Raw genomic sequence first — 25557 nt, 5'->3', positions numbered from 1 at the left:
GGAGGGCTCTTTTTTCTGAAAATTTTCTTGAGAAGACAATTTTATTGCATTGCTTCTTTAATGCCCTTGTAGCCTTTTTCGATATTAATAGCGTTCTTATACCCAAGTCTCTTAAGTATACTCAAGGCAATTGCTGATCGTATTCCGGATTGGCAATGTACATAGATTGTTTCTTCTCTGTTGAAAGGTAGATCGTGTTTATCGAGTTGTCCAAAGTGGATATGGTGAGAATTTCCAAGGCTCCCCGTCTTGTATTCCGAGGTGGAACGCACATCCAGAATATTTTTATTCTGATGTCCTTGCACAAGTTGTTCAGGAGAGAGATTATCATAAGTATCGTCGTAGTACTTATCGCTTTCTTCTATCGGAACAATTAGTTGGAGATTATCGAATCCTATGGAAGCTAAATCTTTCTGCAGTCTTGTGCTATCTTCCGGATTAGCGAATACAGTCATTGGCATATCATAATCGATATACCATCCCACAAATTGAAGAAATTTACTGTCATAGGGCACGTTGATGGCACCGTTTCTGAATCCTTTTCTGAAGTCCTCTTTATTTCTAAGGTCAAATATCTGATTCGAGAGTTCATCGGGCGAATGGACGGCAACTTCCTTTATGCTGAACTCGGATAATCCGTCCCTATTGACCTTTTTCATCCGAGCAAAATAGTTCGGTGGTTCCGGTTGGTCTCTTGTTAATTCTTTAACGAAAGTTTCTTTGTCTTCAAACTTAAACGCCCAGTTATTTCTTCGTTCGTACCCTAATGTCGAAAGTGGGACTGCCCCTAGTGACCTACCACATGCACTCCCGGCGCCGTGCCCAGGCCATATTTGCATAAAATCTGGGTAGTCATTCAACTTTTTCAGAGAATCGAACATGGCAACGGCACCTTCCCTTGTCGCCCCTTCCGTATTTACTGTCGCCTCTAGCAGATCTGGTCGTCCAATGTCGCCGACAAATAGGAAATCTCCTGTAAACATACCCATAGGTTCATCACTTCCGGCTCCACGATCTGTGAGGACAAACGAAATACTTTCAGGAGTGTGTCCTGGTGTATGGATGACTTCTAATTCTACATTTCCTACAGCAAACACATCGCCATCCTTCAAATACTGAGTGTCTTCAGGCATGTGACGATACTGCCAAGTCTCATCTCCCTCACCCGATACTAGAAGTCTGGCATTGAAACGTCTGCCAGAATCTCTGAGGCCAGATGCGAAGTCTGCATGGATGTGAGTTTCTGTCGCCGAAGTGATAGTAAACCCTTCTGATTGTGCAACTTCGGCATATTCGTCGAGAACACGCTTAGGATCAATAATGATTGCCTCTTTTGTTTTCTGGCAAGCAACCATGTAAGAAGTTTGAGAGAGTTTCTGATCAAAAAATTGTTTGAAGAACATTAAGCCACACTCCTTGGTTATTTTAGTTACTAAGTAAGGACTTTCTGGCATAGAGATGATTCTTGCTACATATTTAAATAAAGCTTACTAAGCGTCGGTTGAGCATAGGAAGGGAACTCCTTTTCTATCATAAACTGCGTTCTCATTCCTTGCAATAAAGAGGCAGGGATATACTACTCATCCCACAAAAAAAGAGCAACTATGAAGTTGCTCTTCTAATGGACATCACCGCATGTTGCAGCAAGTAATGCCTTGATTGTGTGCATGCGGTTCTCGGCTTGTTCAAATACTTTCGAATAGCCACTTCTGAAAACTTCGTCCGTCACTTCCAAGCCGTGGACACCAAACTTCTCATAGGCGAGTTGACCGACATCAGTCGTCGTGTCGTGTATTGCCGGTAGACAATGCAAGAAGATCGTATCCTTTCCTGTCATATCTACGAGTGCTTGGTTCACTTGGTAGGGGTGAAGCAGATTATAGCGTTCGTCAAGCGCATCTTCCTCGCCCATTGAGCACCAGACGTCTGTATAGATTACATCACTGTTTTTGATTCCCTTTTCAACATTTGAGGTAATTACAGATTTACTGCCCGAGTGATGTTGTAAATCTTTGGCGAGTTTTTGAACCGATAAGATTGGTTGCAGCGATTCTGGTGCGACGATGTTGATATTTACCCCGAGAATGGCACCTGTAATAAGTAGGGAGTGAGCAACATTGTTTCTACCATCTCCGACAAAGGTAACTGTCTTACCGTGGTAGGTGCCGAAATGTTCTTTGATAGTCAGGAAGTCTGCAAGCATCTGCGTTGGATGCCATTCGTTTGTCAGTGCGTTCCAGACAGGAATATTTGCGTGCTCACCGAGTGCCTCGACTGTTACCTGATCAAACCCTCTATATGCGATGCCGTCAAACATCATCCCAAGTACTTTAGCGGTGTCCTCTACAGATTCTTTCGCACCAAGCTGCATATCATTCTTACTCAAATATTCGACGTTTGCACCCAGTTTGCCTGCAGCTACAGTGAATGCAGAACGTGTGCGTGTGGACTGTTTTTCGAATATGAGCGCAATGTGTTTGCCACTCATGAAGCGATGAGGGATACCATGCTTTTCTTTAGTTTTGAGATCTTCTGACAGATTAATCAGTGTTTCAAGCTCATTTTTGTTGAAGTCATATTCCTTCAGAAAATTTTTACCATAGAAACTGATTAGGTCTAGTTGTTTAGCCGCTACCAAACCATCATCTCCTTTTAAAATTGATTAAAAATAATTATACATTAATACACTCTAAAATCAAATAAATATTTAAAATAATGCATAAAAACTTATTTTAATAAAATATATTATAATTTTATATTCGAAACTTGACTTTGTACTCGAAATATCATAAACTACCGAATGGCGAACATAATAATTAATTATTATTGATAATATTCGTATTTTAAGGAGAATTTTTAATGGAAAATGTGTTTGATTATGAAGATATCCAGTTAATTCCGAATAAATGCATAGTAAATAGTAGAGCAGAATGCGACACGTCAGTAATTCTTGGTAAACATACATTTAGATTGCCTGTAGTTCCTGCTAATATGCAGACAATCATTGATGATACGATTGCACTTAAACTGGCTGAAGGAGGCTATTTCTACATCATGCACCGCTTCCAGCCAGAGGCACGCATCGATTTCATCAAGTCGATGAAAAGTAAAAATCTTATTTCGTCCATTAGCGTAGGTGTAAAAGATGAAGAGTTTGAATTTGTCGATATGTTGAAAAGAGAATCGCTAGTGCCAGACTATATTACGATAGATATTGCCCATGGGCATTCCAATAGTGTTATCAGAATGATCCAGTATATTAAGGAGCAACTACCTGAAACCTTCCTGATTGCAGGAAACGTAGGTACACCTGAAGCGGTTCGTGAACTGGAGCACGCTGGTGCAGATGCAACGAAAGTCGGTATCGGACCAGGAAAGGTCTGCATCACTAAGATTAAAACGGGCTTTGGTACGGGCGGATGGCAACTTGCTGCGCTCAGATGGTGTGCAAAGGCTGCAACAAAACCAATCATCGCTGACGGTGGTATCAGAACGCATGGCGATATTGCGAAATCAGTACGCTTTGGTGCTTCTATGGTAATGATCGGCTCACTGTTTGCAGGACACGAAGAATCGCCTGGAGAAACTGTTGAGCGTGACGGCAAGAAGTACAAGGAGTACTTTGGTTCAGCATCCGAGTTCCAAAAAGGTGAGAAAAAGAACGTCGAAGGTAAGAAGATGTTTGTAGATTATAAAGGACCACTCAAGGATACGCTGGAAGAAATGGAGCAGGATCTCCAATCTTCAATATCGTATGCAGGTGGTACTACACTGGAATCCATTCGCACTGTAGACTATGTGACGGTGAAGAATTCGATATTTAACGGAGATAAGGTCTATTAAGCATAGAAAGAGCCATTCATGTGAATGGCTCTTTCTATTTTTATTTACTTAATCCAATTCGGGGAGCTCCAGATTATGCAGGTCATGGTATCTGCGTCTCGCTTCAATCATCATTTCTTGCATCGTATCTATATCTTCTGATTCAATTGCTTGCTTGAGTAAATCCATTTGAGATTTGAACTGATCAATATGCTCAACCAGATAGTCCTTATTCATAACGAAGAGTTCAGGCCAAAGATTTTCGTTGATGTTCGTAATACGAGTGAGATCTCTATAGCTGTCCCCAGTGTATTCTTTTGTATTTCTTTTTGTGTCGTCACTGTTGATGAGAGACAGTGCGATGACATGTGTCAGTTGACTTGTAAAGCCAATGACATCATCGTGGAATTCGGGTGTCACTGTAGATATATTTTTAAAACCGAGCTGCTCGACTAAGGTAAAGAGCATATCGATGTTCGATTGTCTGTTCCTGGCAGTCGGTGTGAAGAGGTAGTTTGCACCTTTGAATACTTCGCCGCTGGCATATTGGAGACCTCTATTTTCCCTACCGGCCATCGGGTGACCGAAAATAAAGTCTGCATCCTCCGGCAGGAGCGGTTCAATCTGTTTGATAATCGATCGCTTGATGCCAGTAACATCGGTAAGTATGACACCTTCTTTAAGGTGAGGTTTATACTTTTTGACTAGCGACTCCAGAAGTAGCGGATAGACTGCAAAGATAATCAAATCAGTTTTCGGTAATACTTCCTCAGGTCCGGTATACCCCTGTATAATGATTCCATTCTGTTCGGCGCTGCGTAGTGAGCCATTATTTACATCTATCGCATATACATCGTGTTCTGGCGCATTCTCTTTTAAAGATAGCGCAAAAGATCCACCAATGTTTCCGAGACCAACAATAGTAATATTCATGATTCTACCTCCACGTTCATTATATTAGAGAAGTATAACTATATTGGTTTTCCAACGCAAACTGGATATTTCTGATTTTCTGACAATTCTATGTTGACAAAGTGATATAAGGGGGCTATAATGACTTTCAACACATCCCAAAAGAGGCGATTTTATGTTACTCACCAGACAACAACAACATAATCAATCCTACTTTAGCTATTTTTGATACCGTTTGTACCCATCATTGCGTACAAACGTAAAACAAATTCTGTTTGTATCAATGATGGCTAAAGCATTTTGTGATGTCTAGCCATTTATATCAATAAGTGGCTAGGGTTCGGTATATCATCTTATTCAAACTACCGCCACTTATTTATATAAATAAGTGGCGGTTTTATTTTTATAAATTCAATGGGAGGTTTTATTATGATTATTCATGTTGCGCACGATGCTAAGGAACAGGAAATTGAAGAGCTGGTCAAGAATATCGAGGGGGCAGGTTTTGGAGTTAACCGGTCAGATGGTAAAAATCGTACAGTCATCGGACTGATTGGCGATACATCGGTAGTTACGGAAAATGATTTTGCAAAATACAGGATTGTTGAGGGGGTTCATCGTATCCAAGCGCCATACAAGAAAGCAAACAGACAATTTCACGAAGATGATAGCGTCATAGACATCGATGGTGTCAAAGTAGGAGCAGAAAATTTCATGGTATGTGCTGGGCCTTGTTCAGTCGAGAACGAGGATGACATGGTTGCGCTTGGCAAAAAGCTCAAGGCAGCAGGCGCAAATACTTTCAGAGGTGGCGCCTTCAAGCCGAGAACGTCACCGTACGCTTTCCAAGGCCTTGGACTCGAGGGATTGCGCATTCTTAACGTCGTCAAAGAAGAAACAGGACTACCAATCGTCTCGGAACTGATGTCTACGGATTACATCGATGATTTCGTCGAGATGGTGGATGTCATTCAGATTGGTGCACGTAATATGCAAAACTTCGATTTGCTAAAAGCCGTTGGAGAGACGAACAAACCTGTTCTATTGAAGCGTGGTATGTCTGCCACAATGAAAGAATGGTTGATGTCTGCAGAATATGTTATGGCTGGCGGAAATGATAACGTCATATTCTGTGAGAGAGGTATCCGAACTTTCGAGACGGCAACCAGAAACACATTGGATATCCAAGCAGTGCCTGTAATCCAAAAGGAATCCCACCTTCCTATTGTGGTAGATCCAAGTCACGCAGCTGGAGTAAGACATCTCATCCCGTCAATGGCAAAAGCAGCGGTGATGGCAGGTGCAAATGGGCTGCAGATTGAAGTGCACGAAGACCCTCAAAATGCATGGAGTGATGGACAACAGTGTCTGACACCAGACGAGTTCGCAGAATTGATGCAGACAATCAATGTATTGCTTGATGTGGAGAAGAAGACGGCCACAGGCAAACAGATTGTGCAGCACTAGATAAGGAGGAGTAGCCATGAATACACATGAAAAATTGAGATATAAAATTGACGAACTGGATGCAGAGCTCATTGCGCTTTTCGAAGCACGGATGCAAGTTGCAGAGAATATCGCTCAGTATAAGATACAAAATGATATTCCAGTATTCGATGAAGCGCGTGAAGAGCAAGTTGTTTGTAGAAATGTAGAAAGATTGCAAGATCAAAGTCTGGAGATCTATGCTGACTCGTTTTTCAGACATCTCATGGCACTCTCCAAAAAGCGTCAGCATGAAAACTTAAGAAAATACAATGTCTCCCATAAGATATGAAGAATAGCCTGCGATATTATCGCAGGCTATTTTAGTTCTGAGAGGTCGTAGTAGGTATTCTGGTAGGTTTCATTAATCCAGTTGCCGAAAAGCAAATGTCCATGACTTTTCCAGGTAAATAAAGGATCGGCCGATGGATCATCTTCTGGGAAGTAGTTGCTAGGTAGAGCTATTTCTTCACCTGCTTCATGATCCCTGTCGTACTCGTTCTTAAGGGTGTTGCGCTCATACTCAAGATGTCCAAATATAAAGAGGTTGCGCTGGTCTTTCGTACATATGATATCCGGTCCAAAAGTGGGGTGAGAGGATAGTATGTCGAGCGCTTCTACATTTTCCAAGGCTGTTCTGTCGACCTGTGTGTGTCTAGATTGGGGGACGCGGTATGTGTCGTCGAATCCTCTCATTAATGAATGGCTTGGCATTTCATTATTATAATCGAAAATGCCAAACAATTTATTTGGCAAGAGCGATTTTCGAATGCCGAAATAGTGGTTCAATGCAAACTGCGCGCCCCAACAGATGAAGAACCTGGAGAAAACGTGGGTCTGTGACCATTCCATGATTTCACGGAGTTCTTCTATATAATTTACTTGCTCAAAATCCAGTGTTTCAACAGGGGCGCCCGTAACGATCATGCCATCGTAACGTCTATCTCGCACTTCTTCTAAAGTGTGATAGTACTTCTGTAGGTGGCTGGTTGGTGTGTTCCTGCTATGGTGGGTTGTCATATACATGAAATCGATATCCACCTGAAGGGGTGAATTCCCGAGTAGTCTAAGTAAATGGAGCTCGGTTTCTTCTTTCTTTGGCATCAGGTTTAAGATGATTATGCGAAGCGGTCGTATATCTTGGGTATAGGCCCGCTTCGCTTCTATAGTGTAAACATTTTCTTTATGAAGGCGTTCCGTTACAGGCAGACCTTCAATAATTTTAATCGGCATTAGATTGCATCCAGCCCTTTCTTAAGGTCATCCAGAATATCGTCGATATGCTCAAGACCCACAGATAATCTGATGGTCTCCGGTTTGACGCCTCCTACGAGTTGTTGTTCCTCATTCAATTGCGAATGTGTAGTGGAAGCTGGATGTATGACAAGAGACTTGGCATCGCCTACATTTGCAAGTAAAGAGAAGAGCTCCAAAGTTTCGATGAATGTCTTTCCTGCTTCATAGCCGCCTTTTACACCGAAAGTAAATATCGAAGAGGCGCCTTTTGGAAGATACTTCTCTTTAGCAGCATAATATCTACTAGACTCAAGTCCGGCGTAGTCGACCCATTCCACTTTTTCATGCTGCTCGAGAAATGCAGCAACCTTTTCTGCATTTTCTACGTGTCTTTCCATCCGGAGTGATAATGTTTCTATACCTTGTGTTAGCAGGAATGAATTGAATGGCGAAAGAGCAGCTCCTGTATCTCTGAGGAGTGTGGTTCTTATTTTGAAAGCGTAGGCTGCCGGCCCAAACGCTTCAGTAAATATCAGACCGTGATAGGATTCATCTGGTTCAGTAAGACCTGGGAACTTGCCGTTGTCCCAATTAAAATTGCCACCATCTACAATTACACCGCCAATGGAAGTGCCGTGTCCACCGAGAAACTTGGTCGCAGAGTGGACTACAACGTGTGCGCCATGCTCAATTGGTCGGCACAGGTAAGGTGTAGCAAAAGTATTATCAACAATTAGAGGGATATCATTCTTTTCAGCAATCTCCGCAAGTGCTTGTATATCTGCAACATTTCCTTCCGGGTTACCGATTGTCTCAATGAAGATGGCTTTGGTGTTATCTCTGATTTCACGTGAAACATTCTCCGGATTTTTAATATCGACTAAGGATGTTTCGATACCGAACTTTTTAAAGGTATGGGTGAAAAGTGTGTGTGTGCCACCATATAGACTCGTTGTAGAAATGATGTGATCTCCACTGTTGGTTAAAACCTGTATGGCATAAGTGATGGCCGCCATGCCGGAAGCGACACCGAGGCCAGCGACACCACCCTCAAGTTCAGCTACCCGGGTCTCTAAGGCTGCCGTTGTAGGATTCATAATACGCGTATATATATTGCCGCTATCTTGCAAGCCGAATAATTCTGAAGCATGTTTGGTGTCATCGAATACATAGGAGGTCGTCTGGTAAATAGGCAGTGCTCGAGAATTTGTTGTCCCATCAATTTCTTGTCCAGCATGAAGTTGTCTTGTTTCAAAACGGTGATTGTTAGCCATTTTACATTCCTCCAAGAACAGATTAATAAAAAAAGAGCCTACCCAAAGATAAAGGAAGACTCGCGAGTCACTCATCTTTCAGGATAATACCTGCTGGATTTAGCACCTTACTGAAAAGGTTGCTGGGCTTCGTAGGGCCATTCCCTCCGCCACTCTGGATAAGCAATTATTTAATTAAAAACTATGGTACTATGATGGAAGTAAGTTTGTCAAATACTTTTAATTTTTCAACTTTTCAAGTGGGAAGGTGAGATAGATGGATGTCTTTATTATTTTACTTATGCTTGTGACATTCGTACTATTTATTTACAGTCGACGTATGTTGGTGCAGACTAGGATAAGAATAGACGATCGTAATCGTATGAAGGAGATGCATTACGGTATTTTAAAGTATATAGAAGAAGGGAAATCGAAAGAGGAGATAATAATTTTGCTTATGAAAGATTATGGCCTAGAGAGACCTGAAGCGGACTACATGTACAGTCGGGTCGTCATAGGCTCCCAGTAGAACTTCAGTTCTCTTCCAATTGCTAATGCAGCACCCAAAGTATAGTATGGATACTGCATAGCAAAAATTTGAAAATTTATGGAGTGGTCAAGGTGTCCAATGTGAAGCAAGTCCTCAAAATAGGATTCGCCTACACCGGTGTAGTGGTCGGTGCAGGCTTCTCGACAGGTCAGGAAATATTGCAGTTTTTCACAAATAATGGAGCAGTGAGTATCTTCGCCGTTCTTCTCTCGGGGTTACTGGTACTATTTACGGGCAAGTGGACAGCAGATGTTGGATTCGATATCAAGGCCGAATCATACATTGATTCTTTGCTGAATATGTTCGGGAAGACTTTTGGACGCATCATTGATGTTGTACTTTCTTTCTTCCTCTATGGTGTAGCGGTTATTATGTTTGCGGGTGCTGGTTCCACATTCTACGAAAGCTTCGGTGTATCTCCATGGATTGGTTCATTGATATTAATCTTGGCTGTATTTATTACTCTGAATCTTGATTTCGATCGTATTGTACTGGCACTAGGTGCAATTACGCCTTATCTACTGGCGATTGTCGTCATCATTGCCATCGTCAACTTTCTGAATCCTTCTCTACCACTAAGTGAAGTGGATCAGTATGCCAACCCGGAAGCCACACCACCGGGACCTTGGTGGTGGAATGCCGTTACATATAGTGGTTTTACTATTGCTGTTGCTTTTAGTTTCTTGACTATGATGGGGTCTCGATCGGACTCTAGGAAAGTCGCTGGGTGGGGTGGTATTATCGGTAGTATCATCATCATACTCTTAATGTTCCTAATCAATAACGGTCTAATGGCGCAGATGGATGAAGTGAACACGGTGGAGCTACCGATGCTACTTCTGGCTAATGAAATACATCCGGTACTTGGGCTGTTGCTCTCGGTAGCAATGTTGTTGGTCATCTACAATACAGCGGTAGGCATGCTCTATCCCTTCTTGAATCGATTCAGCCATCCTGGCAGTCGACGTTACAAAATAATGCTCCCTGTATCGCTCGTCATCGGTTATATACTAAGCTTTGTCGGTTTTGCAGATCTTGTAGGTACAATCTATCCTGTTATGGGATATGTGGGACTGATACTTGGTGTTGCGATGCTGATGAAATGGTTGAAATTGGTCTCAACAAAAAAATCACCTCAACGATGAGGTGATTTTTATATTACTTACCGTCTCCAATAATAAATACATTCATATTAGAGAGAACATCGATGGTCTTATCTCCAAGTTCTTTACTAGTACTGGCTATAAGCTCCCTATTTAGAGTGATATTCGCTTGAGGAAATATATTCTGTATAACCATGATGTTTGCTAATACACATACATTGGTTTCTGCACCAATGAATTCAATAGTGCGATCAGTTTCTACATCATCTTCATATTTCTTCTGTATCTTTCTGGCTTCCTCTGGGGGTATACCATAAAATGTTTTTTCATATCTATCTCCGTGTGTTTCAAGAAGCTCCCGAAATTGAGGAAACATCGCTTCGTCGAAACGTATGCTTTCAAGGCTACGTGACTCCTGTTCAAACTCTGGGTAGAAGTTCTGCGTATAGATGACTGGCTCGCCCTGATCTACGGCATGTTGGATACGTGATTCAATACCATCCCGTACTGCTTCTGTGGATTCTGCGTAACCGGAACCATTTTTATCGAAAATATCATTTTGAAGATCTATGGCAATGAGCATTTACTACACTCCCTATAATATATTACTTTTGCATATATTATATAAATACCCGATTAGTGCCATTTCACACCGCTTTAATTGAAAACTTAGCATGCTTCTCGTATGATAGAGGTAATCTTATAAAAAGTTATCTAGGGTTCCGTCATTTATAATGGGTCTGGTCCGAGAGATGACACATGAAGCAGCTTCATGACACGGAGGGACAAAAGCCTGGGAGAGAATGATATTCTCTCCCAGGCTTTTTATTTTAAAGGAGGATTTGTATGAAGAAGCAATGGCTTAAAGTCTTAATCGCAAGCATATTTGAAGTGAGTTGGGTAATTGGTCTCACCCATGCTACCGAGTGGTATGAATGGATATTCACTTTGATATCCATTGTTCTCAGCTTCTATTTAATGATTGACGCTGGCAGGTATCTGCCAGTTGGTACAGTTTACGCTGTGTTTGTGGGTTTAGGTGCATTTGGAACTGTACTTTCTGAAATTGTTATTTTTGGCGCGCCATTCGTTCCGCTTAAGATACTGCTAATTGTGCTGATACTTGTCGGTGTTGCTGGTCTGAAGATAGTGACCGATGAGAAGTCGGAAGGGGAGGTTTCGTGATGGCATGGATATCACTTTTTCTAGCAGGTCTTTTTGAAATATGTGGAGTGCTTTCAATCAATAAGCTTCACAAAGATAAATCGATTTTTTCACTTTTCTTGTTGCTTATGTGTTTCGGGCTCTCCTTTTTGTTCCTAGCAATCGCCCTAGAAGTATTGCCGATGGGTACTGCGTATGCGATATGGACTGGTATCGGTGCCTCGGGTGGCGCGCTACTCGGTATGGTCTTTTTTGAAGAATCGAAAGACTGGAAGCGAATAGTGTTTATTCTTCTTATTGTTTGTGCAGTAGTAGGTCTAAAATTGATTTCATGATAAAAATTGTTGGGAAACTTCATGGTGCTCAATAGCAATGCTATTGAATACATCCAGCATTGCGAGCGTACTGGTTGAGTGGAACCTTACATCAGGGGTGAGTAAGTAAAAATGTCTTTCGAGTGATGTGTTGTCGTAGTTTATACGTTTCAGAAGACCAGTCTCGAGCTCATGCTGGATTGTGTGCTTCGACAGCAGTGAAATGCCCATTCCACTTGCTACAGCATTTTTGATTGCTTGTGTACTGCTCAAGGTGATGGTCCTAGGTTGAATTTTAAGATTGATGAATACTTGCTCTTGATAGTTCCTTGTCCCAGAACCTTCTTCCCGGATCAGCCAAGTTGCTTCCTCCAAGGACTGACGGGTTGGTCGATTAGTGAATCCTTTATTCCCTACCACGTGCATCTCATCTTTGAGTAGTCGAGTCATATTTACTTTTGCGTTGAGGATCTCATCTTCGATGATACCAATATCAAGCGTAGCAGATCTGATGCCATTCATAATGGCTGCTGAATTGCTAATCTGCACTTCAGGCACGACACCAGGGTACTTCTCAACAAGTGATGCCAGCATAGACGGCAGTATATATTCGCCATAAGTATAACTGGCACCTATTTTGATAGGTCCCTTTGTTTCTTCTTGTAGGTCAAGGATCAATTGATGCATCCGCATTTCGAGTGCTATCATTTCTTTAGCGTGATGATAGTAGATATCCCCTGCTGGATTCATACGGATTCCTCGTGTAGAACGTTCAACCAATGTAATATTAAGCTCTGTTTCAAGTTGCTTTATATAACTAGACACTGCAGGCTGTGTCATATGCAGTTGTTGCGCTGCTTTTGTAAAGCTTTTCTCCTCGACAACGGCCACGAAAACTTTAATAGCTTGGTTTATCAAAATGCGACCTCCATAAGTAATAGGTTATGATTAACATCATGATATACTATTTCACTTATGTGAAGAAGCCTTCTATCATAATAGATGGAGGGATACACTATGAATTCCAATCGATTACAGTTTTTTTATGGTATAGGGTTTACTTTGCTTATAGCAATCGTCAGTTTCGGCATTGCCCAGCTTCCGGTTTTCAATTACATTGGCCCTTTGGCGACCGCTATTGCTCTCGCCTTTTTCTATAGACAGTTTTTCGGCTACCCGCATAAGCTTAAAAATGGTATACAGTTTTCAGCTAAGATCTTACTGCGTGCTGCTATCATATTATATGGTTTAAAATTGAATATAGATGTCGTATTCAATGAGGGGCTGCCCCTAATTGTAAAATCCTCATTTGTTATTATGCTCGCAATAATTATGTCCTATATTTTGGCGAAACTATTCAAAGCGGATATGACATTATCCATGCTTCTCGGAGTAGGTACCGGGGTCTGTGGTGCGGCAGCGATTGCAGCAGTCGCACCAATCATCAAAGCAAAAGATGAGGATACTGCTGTCAGCGTAGGCATCATTGCGCTACTTGGAACTGTATTTTCCGTATTCTATCTTCTGGTTAGACCGTACCTGCCTATAGAAGATGTAGCTTACGGCATATGGTCTGGTTTAAGTCTGCATGAGCTAGCGCATGTTGCGCTTGCTGCAGAACCTGCCGGAGAAGAAGCACTCAGTTTTGCCCTCCTTGCTAAGCTCTCAAGGGTATTTCTACTCGTTCCATTGTGTCTCTTCTTCATATGGTACATGCGTCGTAAAGAAAATAGGACGGGTACCAGCAAGGTGGCCTTTCCCTACTTCCTTATTGGGTTCGTGCTAATGAGTCTTGCCAACAGCTACGTAATAGGAAACTATGTGGAAATTTCTGACCAAGTTATGGAGCTTATTTCACAGTTGACCACGTTGCTTCTGACGATGGCAATGATTGCCCTTGGGCTTAATATCAGTATTAAAGATGTAGCAGGGCGAGCTTTGAAGCCTTTCGCTCTGATATTTGCAATTTCGATTCTGCTGGGCATGTTCGTATATGTAATAAAATAAACCGCCCTAAGGGCGGTTTATTTATGCGAGATGCTGACCGACATCTCCATTATTTGTTACGATCAAGAAGACTTTACCTTCGTCCATGTCGCTCTCATAGTTCTCAGCTTCTGTTTCGGAAAAGCCGATACTCTGAAGTTGCTTACGAAGTGTGTCACCTTGCTTTTCAAATGTGGATTTGACAGTATCGGCAACGCCTGATTCGCTTACGCCAATTGTGTTGACTTCAGCGGCTTTGGTAATTCTTTTAGTACGGTCGTTGTCGTGGGAGATGACATAAATATCATCTGCACTGATGTCTTTTGATGTTAATTTTTTAATATCGTCTTTTAGTGTTTCGTCATTAGTGTACGCTTTGATGAATGGTTTCATGTTAAAATCCCTCCTGAGTTGATTAGCATTACATTACATTGCTTTCCCCATTAAAGTAATGCTAAACATAGTAACATTGACAAATGCGATTAAAATCTTTAGTATAGCAATATTGTAAAATTCTAATGAGGAGGGATGAGTATGAACGCAGTGGTCGTAGCAGTGCTTATAATGATTGCACTCAGCCTACTCAGATTGAACGTAGTACTCGCGTTATTCATCGGTGCACTTTCTGGTGGGCTGGTTGCAGGTATGCAATATAGCGAAGTGATTAGTGTTTTTACCGATGGGATTACAGGAGGTGCAGAAATTGCACTCAGCTATGCACTCCTTGGAGGATTTGCAGCCTTGATTGCGTATAGCGGCATTACAGAAGTGCTTGTACAATTCATTATCAGGGCGTTGAAGAAGGAGGAATCCCAAAAAGCGAGAGTCATAGCGAAAGTGTCTATTATTGCCGCTTTACTTATGGTGTCGATCATGAGTCAAAACGTCATCCCGATACATATCGCATTTATTCCAATTCTGATTCCGCCACTACTCAGCCTGATGAACGAACTCGGCTTTGATCGGAGATTGCTCGCAATTGTGCTCACTTTTGGTCTTACTTTTCCATATGTCCTTTTCCCAATCGGATTCGGACAAATTTTCCAAAATACAATTGTTAATGGTTTCGAATCGGCAGGAGTAGAAATTACTTTTGGCCAGGTGGCCCCTGCTCTAGTTATCCCTGCTAGCGGGTTTGTCGTCGGGCTCGCTTTGGCGCTGTTCTATTATAGAAAACATCGTACTTATGAGACGAAGGATTCCGGTCCCGTAAATGAGACAGAAGCAAATTTTGGTACCATTATAATTGCGCTAGTGGCTATCATTGCGACTTTTGGCGTCCAAGTACTCACCGATTCAATGATATTCGGTGCTTTGGCTGGTATTATGATTTTCTTTATTTCATTTCAATTTAAGTGGAAGCGTTTGGACAATGAACTGGTCTCAGGTATTAAAATGATGGCTTATATTGGCATTGTCATGCTTGCGGCAAATGGTTTTGCCGGTGTTATTTCAGAGACTGGACATGTCACTCCTCTAGTAGATGGTATCGCAGAAACGCTTGCAGGAAATAAAATATTGATTGTCGCTTCAATGTTGCTGGTCGGTCTTATTGTAACGATGGGGATTGGTTCTTCCTTCGCTACAATTCCTATTATTGCGAGTATCTTCGTTCCAATGGGTATGGAGCTGGGGTTATCCCTGCCAGCTATAATTGCCATCATAGGAACAGCGGGTGCGCTTGGAGATGCAGGATCTCCAGCATCCGATTCTACTCTTGGGCCTACAGCCGGCCTAGGCGCAGATGGCCAGCATGACCACATATGGGACACTTGTGTTCCTACCTTCATCTTTCTAAACATACCAGTTCTGATGGCGGGATTTGTTGCAGGGATAATTCTATAGTAGGCATCTTATTTATACCGTTTGAAATCATGTTAATAGAAAAAGGTGAAAGACATGTTCCATACAGATTCAAAAAGGGAAATGTATCGGCAGTTCATTGGTATTCTATGGCCGATCATGACTACCCAAGTGTTGCTTTATTCGATGAATATGATTGATACTATGATGTCAGGCAGAGCTGGTGTCGCCGACCTTGCTGGTGTCGCAATCGGTTCTAGTCTGTGGGCCCCAGTCTCCACAGGTATAAGCGGTATTCTTCTTGCAGTGACAGCCATTGTTGCCCAGCTCCTCGGTGGAGGTCAGAAGGACAGAGTGAATCACAATATTAATCAGGCCATATATATTACTTTGGTGCTCACAATCCTTGTTCTGTTAGCAGGAGTTCTATTTCTCGATCAGGTTCTTGGATTTATGGATCTTGATTCTTCGGTACACCATATTGCTTTTTACTACCTCGCTGGATTATCATGCGGTATATTGCCGTTATTTCTTTTTAATGTCTTGCGTAATTTTGTTGATGCACAAGGACTTACTCGCATATCGCTATACGTTATAGCAACATCTTTGCCATTAAATATCTTCTTCAATTATAGTTTCATCTTCGGCAACTTTGGTTTTCCTGAACTGGGCGGGATTGGTGCAGGCGTTGCAACTGCTATTACTTACTGGCTCATTTTCTTCTTTATCGCTCTGATGGTATTAAAGGTAGACGCGTTAAAATCCTTCAACATATTTAGAAAGTTTTCAGCACCCTCATTGTCCACCATTCGCCATCATCTCGCAGTCGGTATACCAATCGGTGTTCTCATCTTTGTGGAAACGAGCATTTTCTCACTTATGACTCTGCTTATTGGAGTAATGTTTACAACGAATGTAATTGCAGCTAACCAAGTGGTCTTGAACTTCTCCGTAATGCTCTTCATGGTGCCACTTAGCATCTCCATGGCAATGACCATTGTAATCGGCTTCAGTGCTGGCGGGGGGCGGTACGATGACGCTAGGTACTATAAGATGATTGGTGTTGTATCGAGTCTTGTAATAGTAGGTATTGCCTGCATTATCCTATTTCTATTCAGGGAACAGATCTCATACCTTTATACAGATGATCCGCAAGTTGTAGCAATCACTGTGCCTTTGTTCCTATTTGCCATCGTATATCAGTTTTCAGATGCACTGCAAGCAATATTCCAAGGCATATTAAGAGGGTATAAAGATGTTGTCTTTCCCTCAGTGATTGCCGTCATTTCCTATTGGCTGGTTGGTCTAACGACGGGTTATCTCCTTTCGGCCTACACTTCTCTCGGTGTATATGGATTCTGGATCGGCATTTCTCTCGGTCTCACATGTGCGGCTTTTGGTTTTTACATCCGTCTAAAACATATAGAAAAGAAAAATATGTTTAGAACTGGTCAAAATGAGCAATAGATGGATGTATTGAAAAAGAGGGGAGAATTAAAATGACTGAGTTGAACAACCCGAAGCATAAATACTATGAGGATAAATTTGAAAAGCAAGAACAGGAATACCCAGGTATCCAGAACAAGATGGAGCCGGTGCCGGACTGTGGCGAAGAATCTTATAAAGGTAACAACAAACTCGAAGGCAGAAAGGCGCTCGTTACTGGAGGCGATTCGGGTATCGGTCGTGCAGCAGCAATCGCGTATGCTAAAGAAGGAGCAGACGTGGCCATCAATTACCTGCCCGATGAAGAAACTGATGCTCAGGAAGTAAAAGATGTCATTGAGGCTCAAGGTAGAAAAGCTATATTGCTACCCGGTGATCTGAGAGACGAAGATTTCACCAGAAATCTTGTGCACGATGCAGCTAAAGCACTTGATGGACTCGATATCCTTGTTATGAATGCAGGTATGCAACAGTATCAAAAGGATATAAGAGATTTAAAAACTGAGCAGCTGAAAGACACATTCACTATTAATGTGTTTTCAAATGTTTGGATGCTACAGGAAGCACTGGATCACCTGCCAGAAGGCGGCAGTGTCATCATCACAACATCCGTCCAGGGATTCACACCATCAGATATACTAGCTGATTACGCCATGACAAAAACTGCTCAAAGATCGTTCATCATATCCATGGCTCAGCAGCTTGGATCAAAGGGTATCCGTGTAAACGGCGTTGCGCCGGGACCAGTATGGACACCACTGCAGATATCTGGCGGACAGCCTCCTGAGAATATCCCGGAATTTGGTCAGACGACTCCGCTCGAGCGTGCAGGTCAACCTGTTGAATTAGCAGACACTTACGTCCTATTAGCTTCTGATAGCGGAAGTTATATAACAGGACAAATATATGGAATTACAGGCGGTATGCCTATCAACTAGTTCCAATGAAACAAGTCCCATCGCTACAGCGATGGGACTTGTTTTATTTCCAGAGGTATTTTATGAATTTATTGAATAGCTTGGCGTTTGGATACCTGAACGGGAAATCGAAAGCGGTCGTCTGATGCAGTATGCTCTTCTCGTGGGTAAAGGTATCAAAGGAGTACTTCCCGTGGTATTTGCCCATACCGCTGTTACCACGCCCTCCAAACGGTAAGTGTGGGTTAGCGAGGTGGAAAACAGTGTCATTCACTGCCCCTCCGCCAAATGGGACGGAGCGAATGACTGTTTTAGCTTCCGACTTCTTATCTGTAAATATATATAAGGCCAGAGGGTCAGGAAGATCACGTACATCTAGCAGCGCTTTATCGAGTGAACGGAACTCAAGGACAGGAAGTATTGGACCAAATATCTCCTCTTGCATAATGTCATCGCTGAAATCGACATCATCAATGATGGTTGGCTCTATTGTCAGTGTAGCTCGGCGTGCCGTGCCTCCATAGACGACATTCCCCTGAATCAAGTCATTAAGGCGCTCGAAGTGCTGCTCGTTGACAATATTCATATACGTGCCGGTTTTAAAGGCATTGTTGTAGAATTTTTTTGTATATCGTTTCATATGATAGATAAGAGATGCTTTTACACTTGCATCGACATAAACGAAATCGGGAGCTACGCACGTCTGGCCTGCATTGAGGAATTTTCCCCAGACTATACGTTTTGCTGCAATCTTAATATCGGCATTCTTCGTTACAATCGCTGGCGATTTTCCTCCGAGTTCGAGTGTGATGGGAGTAAGGTGTTTCGCTGCACTTTGCATCACGATTTTGCCTACGTGAGAACTTCCTGTATAAAATATATAATTGAATGGCAAACTTAAAAGACTCTGGTTCGTTTCGATTCCACCTTCTACTGAGGCAACGTACTTCTCAGGGAAGGCAAGCGCTATGATATTGCTAATTACACCGGCAACCGTAGGTGTGTGCTCTGAGGGTTTGAGAATAGCAGTATTGCCCGCACTCACGGCACCAATTAAGGGAGCAATGGTCAGATTGAACGGGTAGTTCCAAGGTGCAATAATCAATACGACTCCGTAAGGTTCTTTATAAACTTTCGATATCGAACCGGTATGTGTCGCCGGCGTTTTCACCTTCGTCGTTTCTGCCCAATTCTCAAGATTTTTGATAGTATAATTGATTTCATTGTAGACATATCCAATTTCAGTTAGGTAGGCTTCTGCCTCACCTTTATTGAAATCTTTCTTCATGGCTTTAAGCAAATCCGATTCATAGTACTGGATGCCTCTTTTCAATTGTTTAAGGGCTTCTATTCTAAAAGCGAGTGTTCTCGTTTTACCAGATTGATAAAATTGCTTTTGTCTATTAAAAATTGATTCATACATTTTAACCACTCCTTATCTTTGTTCACATGTACCCTTTTGCCTTTATTTTATGTCATCCAACAGTAAATAAGAAATTTCAAAACAAAAATAATGGCACATGTAATACGCATTCATTGTTTAATGTTATACGTGTGATATAATTGAATTCAGGTCAATGAATTATTTGATTGATCGAGGAAGGTGAACTTATGGACACTGGTGTGAATTTTGAATTGATGACCGATAAGCTGACCGCTTATCAGATAAGCAGAGCTGTGGATATTTCCATTGATCTTGCTCAATCAATCATAGAGAAAAAAGTTGATATTGCTGAATTAGACCAAGAGACGATAGATAAGTTGAGAGTTTTAAATGATAAATTAATGAATTAGTAAAAGGGATCGGCATAAGCCGATCTCTTTTGTTTAATACGACTTTAGACGGTTTAATTTGAGTGGGGCAGATGGTAACATATTATACATATACACGTATAAAGGAGCTTTTCCAATGAACCTACTGATACTCTCGGGAAGTGCTTTCCCAGGTTCCCATACACATGCAGTCGCCAGTAAGATTGCTTCGCTCGTAGAGCAGCCTGAACACACTGTTACACACCTTGATTTAAGAGAGCTTCACCTTCCTATTTTTGGACAGGGCAAAACAGAAGATGTCGAAACATTAAAGCGACTTGCTGAAAACGCAGACGCAATAATAATAGGGACACCGAACTATCACACCTCTTTCTCTGGGCTGTTGAAAAACGCATTGGACCATCTCTCCACAGATGAATTTGAGATGAAACCTGTCGGTCTCTACTGTAATAGCGGCGGGATGAGGAATTCCGATCCGCTAACCCAGCTCAGAATGGTGATGCGCGGGGTCCATGCTTTAGTACTTCCACTCCAGGTTTGCACATGTGATACTGATTTTGAGCAAATCAATGAAGGATATCATTTATATAACGACGAATTGGTGGAGCGTTTAAGCGTAATGATTGATGGGCTGGTTCGCCAGTCCCATACAGAGATGGTGAACATCTGATAGTAAATCAGATGTTTCTTTAATGTTTGATTCAATACGAACAGGTGAGGAAACATGGATGGATAAGAGATTGAAGGAAAATATACCCATTTTAATATTGTTAATAATGATGTTCATTTTTTTTCTAGCTTTCGTCATATCTGAAGCAGGCACGCCTAAGGAAGCATCCCCTGTGGCCAGTTTCGATGAAGCGGTAGAAAATAACCTTCAGAATGGAACAGTTGGTGTTGAATTGGAGGGTGGAACTATGACAACTGCCAAGGAAGAAAGGGTGAGAGCGGCCATGTCTATAGATAATAGTCCTACGAGATTTCAGTTTCTTGATTTGACTGAGAAAGTAGATGTCAGTTCCGAGGAGATTGCAGATCTCCTGGAAGGAAGAGGCATACTGGATGGTACAGAAGAAACGTTTCTTGAGGCTCAGTCTAAGCACGGTGTCAATGTATTTTATCTGATTAGTCACGCCCAGATCGAAACAGGCAATGGACAATCCCAACTCGCCCAGGGTATTGAAGTGGATGGTAGCATCTACTACAATTTTTTCGGTATTGGTGCATTCGACCAGCGAGCAGTTGAGGAAGGTTCGAGTTACGCTGCAAAAGCTGACTGGTCCACTCCCGAAGCAGCAATAATGGGAGGAGCAGCATTTATTCGCAAAAACTATCTGGAAAATCAGCAGCAAACTTTATATGCGATGCGCTGGAATCCACAGCATCCAGGCACACATCTTTATGCAACGGATATAGAGTGGGCAATCAAAATTGGTCGTATATTAGAATCTCATTACATTCGCTTTGATAAGGAAGCTGATCGGTTCATAACAGAATACTATCAATAAAGAGGATTCCGGTTTACGAACCGGGATCTTCTTTTATACGCCAAGGGTGACTATATATGTTGAAGGAATCTCCTCTGATGAAGCCGATAGTCGTAATGTTCAGATCTTCAGCCATTTTAATTGCGAGATTCGTCGGTGCTGATTTACTTAAGACGAGGCCAACACCAATTTTCGCTGATTTTGTCAGTACTTCAGATGAAATACGTCCGCTGAAAACGAGCGCTTTATCTCGAACGTCGATATGATTCTGTAAACAATATCCATATAGTTTATCGAGCGCGTTGTGTCTACCTATATCGCCTCGGTGAACGATCAGTCCTTCTGCTGTGGTAATACTTGCGTTATGTATGCCGCCTGTTTCCATGAAAACTTTACTCTCCTGCTGCATATGCTCCATCAACTTAATGCATTGGTTGGGAGTGAGTTTTGTTTTTGACAAGGAAGTCTTTGAAGTTTTTGCATCGTTTTGAAAATAGAACTGTCTGCTTTTTCCACAGCATGAGCTGATAATCCGCCTGGAATACACAAAATGATCTGTCGATATATAATCGGCCAATGTAATGTGACAAAAACCGCCGTGTTCGTCCAAATTCATCTTTTTTATATGTTCAAAGCGTCTTATGACGCCTTCAGAGGCAAGAAAGCCGATAACGAGTTCTTCGAGATGCTCAGGGGTGCATACAAGAGTTGCAAACTCTACATCATTTAAATAGATGGTAAGGGGGAATTCTTCAGCTACTGTATCTTCAATCTCAGACATATGATTTTTGCGATAATGCGTAATATTTCTATTGAAAGTCGGCTTCATCATTTTCCCTCCTTTTGTTCATTATATTGAAGGTGTTTGCCTGTTGCAATTTAATAGAGACTCATAGAAGTAATGACTGTTTTAAGAAAGGCGTTCAGAGCGGTATTTTTTGTGATTTGTTGTGTATTTGTACATAATTCGAACCGTAGTGTATTCAAGATCATATCGAATGTGCTAATATGTTAGGAACTCTATAAAAAATGAATACAATTATAAAGTGAGGTTGGTTTATGAACAATGTAAGATGGGGGTCTAGGTTAGGCTTCGTTCTGGCTGCGGCTGGTTCGGCAATTGGACTTGGTGCCCTATGGCGTTTCCCTTATATGACGGCAGAACATGGTGGCGGTGCATTCCTGCTTGTATTTCTATTGATGACACTCTTTATAGGTATGCCTCTGCTGCTGGCTGAATTTGTCATTGGAAGGGCAAGCCAAAAAAACCCGATTGAGGGCTTTCATTATTTAGGAGGAAAAAAAGCCTATAGAATATTGGGCTGGCTCGGAAATATAGGCGTTTTTCTACTCTTGTCTTTTTATAGCGTAATCGGAGGATGGATACTGATCTATCTAGTGGTCGCTTTTGGAGAAGCATTCGGCCTAGTTCAATTTGATAACTATGGTGCTACTTTCGACAGCATCATAGCTAATCCTTTATATGTTGTTGTTGCTCAAGGAATATTTATTCTTTTGACGGCTTTCATTGTGGCCCAAGGTGTTCAAAAAGGTTTGGAGCGCGGTTCGAAGATCATGATGCCGCTTCTGTTTATACTCTTCCTGCTGGTAATCATTCGTTCAGTTACGCTACCTGGCGCAATGGAAGGCATTACATTCTTTCTGACTCCAGATGTAAGCGCAATCGATTCTACAGCAATTCTATACGCACTTGGCCAGTCCTTCTTCGCGTTAAGCGTCGGAGCGACAACGATGGTGGCTTATTCTTCCTACCTTGGTGAAGAACACAACTTAACCCAGTCTTCATTGTCTATCGTTGCGATGAACATTGCTATTTCCATCATGGCAGGGCTCGCCATCTTCCCAGCTATTGCTTCACTGGGTGTTGAAGCGGCTGAAGGACCAGGACTCGTGTTTATCGTCTTACCGCAAGTATTTGGTGAAATACCATTAGGTATGCTTTTCTACATTCTTTTCCTTGCTGCATTCCTGTTTGCAACTTTGACTTCTTCTATCTCTATGATCGAGATTAATGTGGCTAACGCCATCAAAGGCGATGAGAGAAAACGTAGTAAAATGGCTTACGTTTTTGGCTTTTTCATCTTCCTAGCCGGTATCCCTTCTGCACTTTCGTATGGGATCTTGGGTGATTTCCTCATATTTGGCAGATCGATATTCGACAACGTAGACTTCCTCGTATCCAACATTGTATTGCCAATTGGTGCACTTGCATCTACTTTATTTGTAGGGTACGTCGTAAACAAGCGTGTAGTGATGCAGCAGCTCAACGTAGATACTAGTAGTAAAATGTACGGACTATACAAATTTTGGATTATAATGCTTAGATTTGTTCTTCCAGTTTTAATACTCTTTGTGTTCGCAGTTAGTATTTTCGGATAACGCTCTTTTCTCTTTTATTTAAGTGAATAAACAAATGAAAGAAATATAAGTATAAAACTAATACAAAATCCCTTTAAGAAGGTGCTTGAGAATGCACACTTAAAGGGATTTTTTAATTAGTTTAAATGATATGTTAGATTTTCTAACATCGATTAGATTTTTGAAATTCTTTGTGCTAATATTGTGAATATGATTAGAGGTGATCATTTTGGATAGAGATCAGATGAGGCGTAATCTCGCGATTTTTCCTATGTCGTCGGCAATGAAGTTGACAGGTCTGACGGCACGGCAAATAAGATATTATGAATCTTTGTCTCTTGTTACACCCGAAAGAACATCAGGTAATCACCGTATATTTTCCATGAACGATCTGGATCTGCTTCTGGCAATTCAGGATTATATGGAAAAAGGGTTTACCATGAAGCGGATAGGGGAAATCCTTAATGAACCTAAAAAAGTCGATACACCTGAAGTCCTGAAGCATAGCGAGTACAGGAAACCACTGATCAATCGTGGGGACCTATCTAGATTTTTCCAATAATTTACAGGAGCGTGTACAATGAGCGAATTTACTAGAGAAGACATCGTCCGTATTGCAGAAGAAGAAAATGTGAGGTATCTGCGCCTGCAGTTCACCGACATCCTTGGAACAATTAAAAATGTTGAAGTACCAATCAGCCAGTTGGATAAAGCATTGGACGGAGAAATGATGTTCGATGGTTCTTCAATTGAAGGGTTTGTCCGCATTGAAGAATCCGATATGTATCTAGTTCCAGATATGAATACATGGTCTATTTTCCCTTGGACAGCGGGTAAAGGCAAAGTAGCAAGGTTGATCTGTGACATCTATGATGTCGAAGGTAACCCATTTGAAGGCGATCCAAGAACGAACCTTAAGCGAGTACTCAAAGAGATGGAAGACATGGGCTATTCTGCTTTCAATCTCGGACCTGAGCCGGAATTCTTCCTTTTCAAACTGGATGAAAAAGGTCAACCAACGACTGAGTTGAACGACCAAGGTGGCTATTTTGACCTTGCACCGACCGATCTTGGTGAGAACTGCCGTAGAGATATCGTACTCGAGCTTGAGGATATGGGCTTCGAAATCGAAGCTTCCCACCACGAAGTTGCTCCAGGACAGCATGAAATCGACTTTAAGTACGCGGATGCAATTACAGCGTGTGATAACATCCAAACTTTCAAACTTGTCGTTAAAACAGTGGCACGTAAGCACAACTTACACGCAACATTCATGCCTAAACCATTGTTTGGTTTAAATGGTAATGGTATGCACTTCAATGTTTCTCTGTTCAATGGTAACGAAAATGCATTTTATGACGAGAACGATGATTTTGGTCTAAGCCAAGATATGAGATATTTCATGGCCGGTATATTAAAACACGCGCGTGGATTCACAGCGATCTGTAATCCACTTGTTAACTCTTATAAGCGTCTCGTACCTGGTTATGAAGCGCCGAGTTATATCGCATGGAGTGGTAAAAACCGTTCTCCACTGATGCGTATTCCTTCTTCTCGTGGTCTATCTACACGTGCTGAAGTAAGATCTGTAGACCCTTCAGCAAATCCTTACTTGGCACTTGCTGTTATTCTCAAATCAGGCCTTGAAGGTATCAAAAACAAAACCGACCTTCCTGAACCGGTAAACGAGAACATCTATGAGATGTCAAGAGAGGAAAGAGAAGCAGTTGGCGTTGAAGACCTACCTTCCACTCTTTATACAGCACTTAAAGCGCTACGCGAAGACAGAGTCGTCAGAGACGCAATAGGTGAACATATCTACAAGCAATTCAATGGCAATAAGAACGTTGAGTGGGATATGTACCGTTCACAAGTTTCCGATTGGGAGCTAAAGCAATATTTGAATCACTACTAATATGTGAAAGGC

27 protein-coding genes and 2 riboswitches are annotated in these 25557 nt (G+C 41.8%); of the genes, 17 read left to right on the top strand and 10 right to left on the bottom strand.

The window, feature by feature from the left end; genetic code table 11:
* Positions 1 to 41 precede the first annotated feature (41 nt).
* Together ACFOJ8_RS11345 and argF are read right to left on the bottom strand one after the other, a co-directional pair.
* Entirely contained in the window at positions 42 to 1403 is a 1362-nt protein-coding gene (locus tag ACFOJ8_RS11345) for an MBL fold metallo-hydrolase (protein WP_380650711.1), read from the bottom strand.
* A gap of 215 nt (positions 1404 to 1618) precedes the next feature.
* The gene (gene argF, locus ACFOJ8_RS11340; RefSeq protein WP_380650709.1) at positions 1619 to 2638 is read right to left on the bottom strand and encodes an ornithine carbamoyltransferase; all 1020 of its coding nucleotides are present in this window, start codon (positions 2636 to 2638) and stop codon (positions 1619 to 1621) included.
* A gap of 221 nt (positions 2639 to 2859) precedes the next feature.
* On the opposite strand from argF, the gene guaC reads away from it, so the two are divergent.
* Positions 2860 to 3843, top strand: coding sequence for a GMP reductase (guaC, locus tag ACFOJ8_RS11335; RefSeq protein ID WP_380650708.1), 984 nt, complete (start codon positions 2860 to 2862; stop codon positions 3841 to 3843).
* 48 nt (positions 3844 to 3891) lie between these two features.
* On the opposite strand, the gene ACFOJ8_RS11330 is transcribed toward guaC, so the two are convergent.
* Positions 3892 to 4755, bottom strand: coding sequence for a prephenate dehydrogenase (locus ACFOJ8_RS11330; protein WP_380650706.1), 864 nt, complete (start codon positions 4753 to 4755; stop codon positions 3892 to 3894).
* Between the two features lie 408 nt (positions 4756 to 5163).
* Here ACFOJ8_RS11330 and aroF point away from each other — a divergent pair, with 408 nt between their 5' ends.
* Positions 5164 to 6201, top strand: coding sequence for a 3-deoxy-7-phosphoheptulonate synthase (aroF, locus tag ACFOJ8_RS11325; protein WP_380650704.1), 1038 nt, complete (start codon positions 5164 to 5166; stop codon positions 6199 to 6201).
* A 16-nt stretch (positions 6202 to 6217) separates the two neighbouring features.
* The gene (locus ACFOJ8_RS11320) at positions 6218 to 6511 is read left to right on the top strand and encodes a chorismate mutase (protein ID WP_380650702.1); all 294 of its coding nucleotides are present in this window, start codon (positions 6218 to 6220) and stop codon (positions 6509 to 6511) included.
* 26 nt (positions 6512 to 6537) lie between these two features.
* Here ACFOJ8_RS11320 and ACFOJ8_RS11315 read toward each other — a convergent pair whose 3' ends face one another.
* A complete protein-coding gene (locus ACFOJ8_RS11315) occupies positions 6538 to 7452 on the bottom strand; it encodes a homoserine O-succinyltransferase (RefSeq protein WP_380650700.1) in 915 nt (304 codons plus the stop codon).
* Positions 7452 to 8729, bottom strand: coding sequence for an O-acetylhomoserine aminocarboxypropyltransferase/cysteine synthase family protein (locus tag ACFOJ8_RS11310; RefSeq protein ID WP_380650698.1), 1278 nt, complete (start codon positions 8727 to 8729; stop codon positions 7452 to 7454). Before ACFOJ8_RS11310 ends, ACFOJ8_RS11315 begins: the two co-directional genes overlap by 1 nt.
* A gap of 68 nt (positions 8730 to 8797) precedes the next feature.
* Positions 8798 to 8894, bottom strand: a riboswitch (SAM riboswitch).
* 91 nt (positions 8895 to 8985) lie between these two features.
* Here ACFOJ8_RS11310 and ACFOJ8_RS11305 point away from each other — a divergent pair.
* Both ACFOJ8_RS11305 and ACFOJ8_RS11300 read left to right on the top strand, forming a co-directional pair.
* The gene (locus tag ACFOJ8_RS11305) at positions 8986 to 9237 is read left to right on the top strand and encodes a hypothetical protein (RefSeq protein ID WP_380650696.1); all 252 of its coding nucleotides are present in this window, start codon (positions 8986 to 8988) and stop codon (positions 9235 to 9237) included.
* 68 nt (positions 9238 to 9305) lie between these two features.
* Positions 9306 to 10403 carry a YkvI family membrane protein gene (locus tag ACFOJ8_RS11300; RefSeq protein ID WP_380659934.1) on the top strand — a complete coding sequence of 366 codons (1098 nt, stop codon included), beginning with the start codon at positions 9306 to 9308 and terminating at the stop codon, positions 10401 to 10403.
* A 13-nt stretch (positions 10404 to 10416) separates the two neighbouring features.
* Here ACFOJ8_RS11300 and ACFOJ8_RS11295 read toward each other — a convergent pair whose 3' ends face one another.
* The gene (locus tag ACFOJ8_RS11295) at positions 10417 to 10944 is read right to left on the bottom strand and encodes an isochorismatase family protein (protein ID WP_380650692.1); all 528 of its coding nucleotides are present in this window, start codon (positions 10942 to 10944) and stop codon (positions 10417 to 10419) included.
* A 120-nt stretch (positions 10945 to 11064) separates the two neighbouring features.
* Positions 11065 to 11163: riboswitch (guanidine-I (ykkC/yxkD leader) on the top strand.
* Positions 11164 to 11207: 44 nt separating this feature from the next.
* Here ACFOJ8_RS11295 and ACFOJ8_RS11290 point away from each other — a divergent pair.
* The gene (locus tag ACFOJ8_RS11290) at positions 11208 to 11546 is read left to right on the top strand and encodes a DMT family transporter (protein ID WP_380650690.1); all 339 of its coding nucleotides are present in this window, start codon (positions 11208 to 11210) and stop codon (positions 11544 to 11546) included.
* The gene (locus ACFOJ8_RS11285) at positions 11546 to 11860 is read left to right on the top strand and encodes a DMT family transporter (protein WP_380650688.1); all 315 of its coding nucleotides are present in this window, start codon (positions 11546 to 11548) and stop codon (positions 11858 to 11860) included. Before ACFOJ8_RS11290 ends, ACFOJ8_RS11285 begins: the two co-directional genes overlap by 1 nt.
* Here ACFOJ8_RS11285 and ACFOJ8_RS11280 read toward each other — a convergent pair.
* Positions 11855 to 12757 (bottom strand): LysR substrate-binding domain-containing protein, encoded by a 903-nt coding sequence (locus ACFOJ8_RS11280; protein WP_380650686.1) that lies wholly within the window; start codon positions 12755 to 12757, stop codon positions 11855 to 11857. The genes ACFOJ8_RS11285 and ACFOJ8_RS11280 overlap by 6 nt on opposite strands.
* A 99-nt stretch (positions 12758 to 12856) precedes the next feature.
* Here ACFOJ8_RS11280 and ACFOJ8_RS11275 point away from each other — a divergent pair, with 99 nt between their 5' ends.
* Positions 12857 to 13846, top strand: a complete 990-nt coding sequence (locus tag ACFOJ8_RS11275; RefSeq protein WP_380650684.1) for a YeiH family protein — start codon at positions 12857 to 12859, stop codon at positions 13844 to 13846.
* A 21-nt stretch (positions 13847 to 13867) separates the two neighbouring features.
* Here the strand turns inward: ACFOJ8_RS11275 and ACFOJ8_RS11270 are convergent, their stop codons facing one another.
* Positions 13868 to 14218 carry a general stress protein gene (locus ACFOJ8_RS11270; protein ID WP_380650682.1) on the bottom strand — a complete coding sequence of 117 codons (351 nt, stop codon included), beginning with the start codon at positions 14216 to 14218 and terminating at the stop codon, positions 13868 to 13870.
* A gap of 141 nt (positions 14219 to 14359) precedes the next feature.
* On the opposite strand from ACFOJ8_RS11270, the gene ACFOJ8_RS11265 reads away from it, so the two are divergent.
* From ACFOJ8_RS11265 to ACFOJ8_RS11255, 3 genes are read left to right on the top strand one after another with little or no spacing between them, the layout of a single operon-like run.
* Positions 14360 to 15670 carry a Na+/H+ antiporter family protein gene (locus tag ACFOJ8_RS11265; RefSeq protein WP_380650680.1) on the top strand — a complete coding sequence of 437 codons (1311 nt, stop codon included), beginning with the start codon at positions 14360 to 14362 and terminating at the stop codon, positions 15668 to 15670.
* Positions 15671 to 15724: 54 nt separating this feature from the next.
* Positions 15725 to 17095, top strand: coding sequence for an MATE family efflux transporter (locus ACFOJ8_RS11260; protein WP_380650678.1), 1371 nt, complete (start codon positions 15725 to 15727; stop codon positions 17093 to 17095).
* A 32-nt stretch (positions 17096 to 17127) separates the two neighbouring features.
* Complete coding sequence (locus ACFOJ8_RS11255; RefSeq protein WP_380650676.1) at positions 17128 to 18012, top strand: SDR family oxidoreductase; 885 nt, start codon at positions 17128 to 17130, stop codon at positions 18010 to 18012.
* 43 nt (positions 18013 to 18055) lie between these two features.
* Here ACFOJ8_RS11255 and ACFOJ8_RS11250 read toward each other — a convergent pair whose 3' ends face one another.
* Positions 18056 to 19414, bottom strand: coding sequence for an aldehyde dehydrogenase (locus tag ACFOJ8_RS11250; RefSeq protein WP_380650674.1), 1359 nt, complete (start codon positions 19412 to 19414; stop codon positions 18056 to 18058).
* 188 nt (positions 19415 to 19602) lie between these two features.
* Between ACFOJ8_RS11250 and ACFOJ8_RS11245 the strand changes: the two genes are divergently transcribed.
* The 3 genes from ACFOJ8_RS11245 (at position 19603) to ACFOJ8_RS11235 (ending at position 21272) form a co-directional block, all read left to right on the top strand.
* Positions 19603 to 19785: a hypothetical protein gene (locus ACFOJ8_RS11245; RefSeq protein ID WP_380650672.1), complete on the top strand. Its 183-nt coding sequence runs from the start codon at positions 19603 to 19605 to the stop codon at positions 19783 to 19785.
* 115 nt (positions 19786 to 19900) lie between these two features.
* Positions 19901 to 20434, top strand: a complete 534-nt coding sequence (locus tag ACFOJ8_RS11240; RefSeq protein ID WP_380650670.1) for an NADPH-dependent FMN reductase — start codon at positions 19901 to 19903, stop codon at positions 20432 to 20434.
* A 22-nt stretch (positions 20435 to 20456) separates the two neighbouring features.
* Positions 20457 to 21272: an N-acetylglucosaminidase gene (locus ACFOJ8_RS11235; protein WP_380659933.1), complete on the top strand. Its 816-nt coding sequence runs from the start codon at positions 20457 to 20459 to the stop codon at positions 21270 to 21272.
* 13 nt (positions 21273 to 21285) lie between these two features.
* On the opposite strand, the gene fdhD is transcribed toward ACFOJ8_RS11235, so the two are convergent.
* Positions 21286 to 22080, bottom strand: a complete 795-nt coding sequence (gene fdhD, locus ACFOJ8_RS11230) for a formate dehydrogenase accessory sulfurtransferase FdhD (RefSeq protein WP_380650666.1) — start codon at positions 22078 to 22080, stop codon at positions 21286 to 21288.
* Positions 22081 to 22310: 230 nt separating this feature from the next.
* Between fdhD and ACFOJ8_RS11225 the strand changes: the two genes are divergently transcribed.
* From ACFOJ8_RS11225 to glnA, 3 genes are all read left to right on the top strand, one after another.
* Entirely contained in the window at positions 22311 to 23651 is a 1341-nt protein-coding gene (locus tag ACFOJ8_RS11225; RefSeq protein WP_380650664.1) for a sodium-dependent transporter, read from the top strand.
* A 223-nt stretch (positions 23652 to 23874) separates the two neighbouring features.
* Positions 23875 to 24192 (top strand): MerR family transcriptional regulator, encoded by a 318-nt coding sequence (locus ACFOJ8_RS11220; RefSeq protein ID WP_380659932.1) that lies wholly within the window; start codon positions 23875 to 23877, stop codon positions 24190 to 24192.
* Between the two features lie 18 nt (positions 24193 to 24210).
* Positions 24211 to 25545 carry a type I glutamate--ammonia ligase gene (gene glnA, locus ACFOJ8_RS11215; RefSeq protein WP_380650660.1) on the top strand — a complete coding sequence of 445 codons (1335 nt, stop codon included), beginning with the start codon at positions 24211 to 24213 and terminating at the stop codon, positions 25543 to 25545.
* Positions 25546 to 25557 lie beyond the last annotated feature (12 nt).

It is taken from the genome of Salinicoccus sesuvii, assembly GCF_042648145.1.
In the GTDB taxonomy this organism is placed as follows: Bacteria; Bacillota; Bacilli; order Staphylococcales; family Salinicoccaceae; genus Salinicoccus; species Salinicoccus sesuvii.
The sequence above is the reverse complement of the archived record's forward strand: the minus strand, read 5'-3'. Positions and strand labels throughout refer to the sequence as shown.

What these genes read in the sequence shown, in the direction of transcription:
- ACFOJ8_RS11345 (WP_380650711.1), bottom strand. Translation starts at nt 1,403, where the DNA reads ATGTTCTTCAAACAATTTTTTGATCAGAAACTCTCTCAAACTTCTTAC.
- guaC (WP_380650708.1), top strand. Translation starts at nt 2,860, where the DNA reads ATGGAAAATGTGTTTGATTATGAAGATATCCAGTTAATTCCGAATAAA.
- ACFOJ8_RS11330 (WP_380650706.1), bottom strand. Translation starts at nt 4,755, where the DNA reads ATGAATATTACTATTGTTGGTCTCGGAAACATTGGTGGATCTTTTGCG.
- aroF (WP_380650704.1), top strand. Translation starts at nt 5,164, where the DNA reads ATGATTATTCATGTTGCGCACGATGCTAAGGAACAGGAAATTGAAGAG.
- ACFOJ8_RS11320 (WP_380650702.1), top strand. Translation starts at nt 6,218, where the DNA reads ATGAATACACATGAAAAATTGAGATATAAAATTGACGAACTGGATGCA.
- ACFOJ8_RS11315 (WP_380650700.1), bottom strand. Translation starts at nt 7,452, where the DNA reads ATGCCGATTAAAATTATTGAAGGTCTGCCTGTAACGGAACGCCTTCAT.
- ACFOJ8_RS11310 (WP_380650698.1), bottom strand. Translation starts at nt 8,729, where the DNA reads ATGGCTAACAATCACCGTTTTGAAACAAGACAACTTCATGCTGGACAA.
- ACFOJ8_RS11305 (WP_380650696.1), top strand. Translation starts at nt 8,986, where the DNA reads ATGGATGTCTTTATTATTTTACTTATGCTTGTGACATTCGTACTATTT.
- ACFOJ8_RS11295 (WP_380650692.1), bottom strand. Translation starts at nt 10,944, where the DNA reads ATGCTCATTGCCATAGATCTTCAAAATGATATTTTCGATAAAAATGGT.
- ACFOJ8_RS11290 (WP_380650690.1), top strand. Translation starts at nt 11,208, where the DNA reads ATGAAGAAGCAATGGCTTAAAGTCTTAATCGCAAGCATATTTGAAGTG.
- ACFOJ8_RS11285 (WP_380650688.1), top strand. Translation starts at nt 11,546, where the DNA reads ATGGCATGGATATCACTTTTTCTAGCAGGTCTTTTTGAAATATGTGGA.
- ACFOJ8_RS11275 (WP_380650684.1), top strand. Translation starts at nt 12,857, where the DNA reads ATGAATTCCAATCGATTACAGTTTTTTTATGGTATAGGGTTTACTTTG.
- ACFOJ8_RS11270 (WP_380650682.1), bottom strand. Translation starts at nt 14,218, where the DNA reads ATGAAACCATTCATCAAAGCGTACACTAATGACGAAACACTAAAAGAC.
- ACFOJ8_RS11265 (WP_380650680.1), top strand. Translation starts at nt 14,360, where the DNA reads ATGAACGCAGTGGTCGTAGCAGTGCTTATAATGATTGCACTCAGCCTA.
- ACFOJ8_RS11260 (WP_380650678.1), top strand. Translation starts at nt 15,725, where the DNA reads ATGTTCCATACAGATTCAAAAAGGGAAATGTATCGGCAGTTCATTGGT.
- ACFOJ8_RS11255 (WP_380650676.1), top strand. Translation starts at nt 17,128, where the DNA reads ATGACTGAGTTGAACAACCCGAAGCATAAATACTATGAGGATAAATTT.
- ACFOJ8_RS11250 (WP_380650674.1), bottom strand. Translation starts at nt 19,414, where the DNA reads ATGTATGAATCAATTTTTAATAGACAAAAGCAATTTTATCAATCTGGT.
- ACFOJ8_RS11245 (WP_380650672.1), top strand. Translation starts at nt 19,603, where the DNA reads ATGGACACTGGTGTGAATTTTGAATTGATGACCGATAAGCTGACCGCT.
- ACFOJ8_RS11240 (WP_380650670.1), top strand. Translation starts at nt 19,901, where the DNA reads ATGAACCTACTGATACTCTCGGGAAGTGCTTTCCCAGGTTCCCATACA.
- ACFOJ8_RS11235 (WP_380659933.1), top strand. Translation starts at nt 20,457, where the DNA reads ATGTTTGATTCAATACGAACAGGTGAGGAAACATGGATGGATAAGAGA.
- fdhD (WP_380650666.1), bottom strand. Translation starts at nt 22,080, where the DNA reads ATGAAGCCGACTTTCAATAGAAATATTACGCATTATCGCAAAAATCAT.
- ACFOJ8_RS11225 (WP_380650664.1), top strand. Translation starts at nt 22,311, where the DNA reads ATGAACAATGTAAGATGGGGGTCTAGGTTAGGCTTCGTTCTGGCTGCG.
- ACFOJ8_RS11220 (WP_380659932.1), top strand. Translation starts at nt 23,875, where the DNA reads ATGAGGCGTAATCTCGCGATTTTTCCTATGTCGTCGGCAATGAAGTTG.
- glnA (WP_380650660.1), top strand. Translation starts at nt 24,211, where the DNA reads ATGAGCGAATTTACTAGAGAAGACATCGTCCGTATTGCAGAAGAAGAA.